Here is a 4,764-nt window from a genome sequence, read left to right on the forward strand (position 1 = left end):
TCGTCGGGGCTGAATTGCTCAGCTCGTGGTGGTCGCGGCATCAGACACCTCCGCGTGTTTGAGGGATGATTCGGCTGTTGGTATTAGAGCCGAAATCCACAGCAAGTCAAATTTGGGTGCCTGGCACCAACTGGATACCTGCCACCAACTGGATAGGCGCCTCGCAAAGATAGTGGCTGGCACCAAACTTCATCGACCGCGCTGCATGAAAATGTCAAATTTAGGTGGCTGGCACCTATTGGATACCACTTGGATAGGTGGCTGGCACCTATTGAGAGTTTGCAACACTTTTTTATCCGCGTTTTTCGTAGCGGACTCGGTACACGGGGATGCGATGGCGGCGGCTTCGTCGCTCGAAGTGGGTGCGGTAATCGAGATCATGCTGAGCTTCAATCTCTTCCTCCGGAATGGGCACCCCCAATTCAGGTGCGATTTCCGCGATGATCTCGACCGTTTCCTCGAAATAGTCCAGCACGTCGGTCCATACATGCAATCGCCCGCCAGCCCGCAACGCTTTGGAAAAATTTAAGATGCTCCGCTCGTTCAGTACTCGGCGTTTCCGCTGCTTCTTCTTCCACCATGGATCGGGAAAATAAACATGCACCGCCTCTAAACTCTCTGCAGGCACCCGTTCGTTAAACAGCGGTTCGGCATCGCCGCTGATCATGATCGCATTGGTGACTTCGGCTCTCGCCAAACGTCCCGCCGCGTGCTCCGCACACTTGGCGTTGATTTCGACGCCTAGAAAGTTGTGCCGAGGATTCTCCGCCGACGCATTGGACATGAACAGGCCTTTACCCGACCCAACTTCGATCTCAAGCGGCTTTGCATTGCCAAACATCGAATCGCTGGATAGGACCTCGGGAAGCGAATCCACCAGCCGTAACACCTTCGATAGGTCGAGACTGGCTGGAGGACGGCGAATGGGACTTCGAGACACGCTGGGACTTCTGTCTATAAAAAGGAGTTGAAATGGAGGACCGATCCGCGTCCCAACAGCCCAAACTGGACCAAACTAGGGAAACTTAGTTTTGAACCGATCTACGCACATCGTAACCGAGCACAAATTCTCTACAATGACCGCTCGTTTTAGCAACTCGATCCGCCCCGACTGCTTCCATCTCCCCCCCTTCCTCGCAACACGTTACGAATCGACTTCTATGAACAAGGCCCCTGCCCATTTTGAAGGACTCAATATCGCTGCCTTGGAGAGTCGTCGAGCGGACGATATGGCTCGGATGATCACACGCCATGGAGGCATCGCCCACGTCAGCCCGTCGATGCGTGAGGTGCCAATCGACCCCAATCGGGCGGCCATCGATTTTGCTTACCGCGTCATAACTGGCGAAGTCAACGTGGTCGTGCTCATGACCGGAGTCGGTTTTCGTTTTTTGCTAAAAGCAATCGAGCGGCACGTCGATCAACAACGATTCCTTGATGCGTTATCCGATATCACGACGATTTGCCGTGGTCCCAAACCGGCTGCCGCCATGCGGGAACTCGGCTTGACCGCGACCTACCGAGTGCCGGAACCCAACACATGGCGAGAATTATTGCAGACGATCGACGCCAACGTTTCCATCGCCAACCAAGTCGTCGGGGTCCAAGAGTACGGTGTCAGCAACGCTTCGCTTGTCGCAGGCCTGGAAGCTCGCGGAGCCACGGTTGAAACTGTACGTGTCTACGGCTGGGAGTTTCCCGAATCCACCGACTCCTTGGAAGAGAACGTGCGGGCATTGGCCAATGGCAAGCGAGATATGCTGCTAGTGACCAGTGCCCATCAAGTCGTCAACATGCTGCGAATGGCCGAAGAATTAAACGTGGTTGACGATCTGCGTCGCGGTTTGCATTCTACCGTGATCGCATCGATTGGGCCGACGACGAGCGAAATGCTGCGTGAGTGCGAACTGCACGTCGACTTTGAACCCTCCCATCCCAAAATGGGGCACCTGGTTACCGAAGCCGCTCGTCAATCGAGTGAACTGACGAAGGCCAAACGACGCGTGAAACCTATCCGTTGGTCCGAAGAATCCAAGCCGCAGAGCGACAATATGCCTCCTCACCCGTCCGATGACAGTTTGTTTATGAAGGCTTGTCGCGGCGAGGCAACGGAGCGCACCCCGGTTTGGTTAATGCGGCAAGCAGGCCGTTACATGGCTGAATACCGCGAAGTCCGGGCGAAACAATCCTTCTTGGAACTCTGCGCCAATCCAAAACTGTGCAGCGAAGTGATGTGCACCGCGGTCGATCGACTTGGGGTCGATGCCGCAATCATTTTCTCGGATTTGCTGCCGCTGTTGGTCCCTATGGGATTCGACCTGGAATTCGTCGCCGGTGACGGCCCAGTCATCCACAATCCCGTACGAAGTGGCGACGATCTTTCCCGCGTCAAAGCCCTCGATCAACCCGAAAAACTCGACTTCGTCTATGAAACGGTTCGCCAAACTCGAGCCGATTTGCCTGAGTCGATTCCCTTGATCGGGTTCGCCGGGTCGCCGTTTACCTTGGCCAGTTACGCGATCGAAGGTGGCGGAAGCCGGCAATACACAAACACCAAGAAACTGATGCATAGCGACGCCGGTGCTTGGGCCGACTTGATGAACAAGTTGTCCGAATCGATCACGGTTTATTTGAATCATCAAATTGCCGCCGGAGCTCAGTGCGTGCAGTTGTTTGACAGCTGGGCTGGTTGCTTGTCACCCATGGACTACAGCAAGTTTGTGTTACCTTGGATGAAACAAATCATTGCCGGGATCGATCCGTCGGTGCCCGTGATCAATTTTGCGACCGGAAACCCCGAACTGCTGCCCTTGCTCCGCGGTGATCGACGTACCGTTGTTGGTGTCGATTGGCGTATTTCACTCGATGTTGCTTGGCAACGGATCGGGCACGATTGTGCAGTGCAAGGCAACATGGACCCTTCGGTTTTGCTTGCCGATCCTGATGTAATTCGCGAAACGGTGGACCAATTGCTGCAGTCGGTTGACGGTCGCCCCGGACACATCTTTAACCTCGGTCATGGCGTGTTGAAAGAAACGCCCGTTGAAAACGTGATTGCACTCGTCGAAACGGTCAAAGAATTGAGCCAACGGTGATGCCGCCCACCCTGCATGTTTGTCCGTTCTGTCCACTCTATTGCGATGACATTGCATTAGAACAGCCATCTCAAGGCAACTGGATGGCAAAGGTGCAGTGCGGCAAAGCGATCACGGCTTACGCTCATACTTTGCCCAACTCGCAGTCCGCTCGCATTGCAGAGACTGCGGTCGCAACGGCACTCGCAATCAAAAAAGCGAAAGAAATGTTTGCGGGCAAAGGCATTATCCACGTCGCGACAGCGGGAACCGACCTGGATACCGCTCGTCGACTGAATCGACTGCAAAGCGATAATCGCATCCGAGTTGCGATCGACGATACGGTCTCTACCGCAGCATGGCGAGCCGCAGTTAGCCGCGAAGGAACGCTGTCCGCTACCCTGGGCGACGTGCGAATGCATGCCGATGTGGTTTGGACGATCGGTGATGTCGAAAACGAAACACCACGCTGGCGAGAACGAATCGCTGCCGAAACAAAACAATGGATCCACAGCCAATCACTTGCGGCGGAACCCCTGGCGGAATTGTTTCAAGCACTCCGCAGCAATGCGAATGGCAACGAGAGCGACCAACCGATTGCTAAATCCATCAGATCGGCGAACTACTTGGCCGTCATCCTGGGACGCAATGCGTTGGTGGAAAGCGAAGCCATGGCGACAGCAGAAATGCTCAGCAAGATGCTGTGGTATCTCAACAAAACCACGCGTGCCATTGTTTTGCAATGGGATCCTGCCGCGACCAACCGTGCGGTGACGGCATGGCAAACAAACGCTCCGATCGATTCGGTGAGGCAAGATCCCCACGCAGAAATTCACATTCGATTGGGCAGTCCCTCGGAGGGAGCGAAAGCTGCGACTCTGCAAATTGGGGGGATCGATCTCGGTCCGCAATTCGCCGAACTGTTTCTGCCTGCTGCGACCCTCGGGATTGACCGAGAAGGGGTAACAATTCGGGGCGACGGCACAGTCACGTTGCCATTGACCGCCGCTCACCCCAGCACCGATGCCACCTCGATCGAGCATTTAGAACAGCTCCTCGCTTAAGCGAAGACGGCCGCATCCATTGACCGTTTCCGGAGACTTAGACCGTTTCGGAAACGGTGTTCGGCTGAGGAATGCTCCCCGATGGCTGTTGCTCTGCGCGGCGAAGTGCACTCTCGACGCGTTGAAGCAAATCCAAACTGCGATCGAATGACTGCGGGGGGCTTTCATCCCGCGCACTCGCGACGAATTCAGCGTGGCAATGTTGGCATGCGACAGTGCATCCTAATAGCGATGCTCGAACTTCGACACGTCGGCCACATCGGGGGCACGGGTGCGTGAAGCGAAGACTGCTGTTAGAGGTCATGATAAGATCCTTTGAACCTGTCCAATCCGTGTTAGATGCCGAGATTTTATCCTTGAATACCACCTAAGGCAAGCAAAAACACCGCAAAGGATATATTTACGGTTTTGCGAAAAACCAAAACTGAGTGATCGTTCTGCGTTTATCGGCACCAAAAGCCCCTCTAAAGGGTAGACGGCATTTAGCCTTGGACAAGATCAAATGGTGATTTGGTGACGATAAAAATTGACTTCGAGTGTCGTCGAAGCACTGATAAAGCAGTGTTCAAAAACTCACGTCTTCCGTCAACATCTTTTGCGATCCGTGTTGCCGAAGCAAGTCCCCA

The 4,764-nt window shown here is 54.5% G+C and carries 3 protein-coding genes; 2 read left to right on the forward strand and 1 reads right to left on the reverse strand.

The genetic code is table 11. The features are described 5' to 3' along the window. Positions 1 to 292: 292 nt before the first annotated feature. Positions 293 to 940 carry a tRNA (guanosine(46)-N7)-methyltransferase TrmB gene (gene trmB, locus ABX962_RS30560; protein ID WP_372725238.1) on the reverse strand — a complete coding sequence of 216 codons (648 nt, stop codon included), beginning with the start codon at positions 938 to 940 and terminating at the stop codon, positions 293 to 295. 220 nt (positions 941 to 1,160) lie between these two features. Here trmB and hemE point away from each other — a divergent pair, with 220 nt between their 5' ends. Next, on the forward strand, positions 1,161 to 3,095 hold the full coding sequence (hemE, locus tag ABX962_RS30565) for a uroporphyrinogen decarboxylase (RefSeq protein ID WP_372725240.1): 1,935 nt from the start codon (positions 1,161 to 1,163) through the stop codon (positions 3,093 to 3,095). Continuing rightward, entirely contained in the window at positions 3,092 to 4,138 is a 1,047-nt protein-coding gene (locus ABX962_RS30570; protein WP_372725242.1) for a hypothetical protein, read from the forward strand. The genes hemE and ABX962_RS30570 overlap by 4 nt, the downstream gene beginning before the upstream one ends. Positions 4,139 to 4,764 lie beyond the last annotated feature (626 nt).

Source organism: Novipirellula sp. (assembly GCF_041583735.1).
In the GTDB taxonomy this organism is placed as follows: domain Bacteria; phylum Planctomycetota; class Planctomycetia; order Pirellulales; family Pirellulaceae; genus Novipirellula.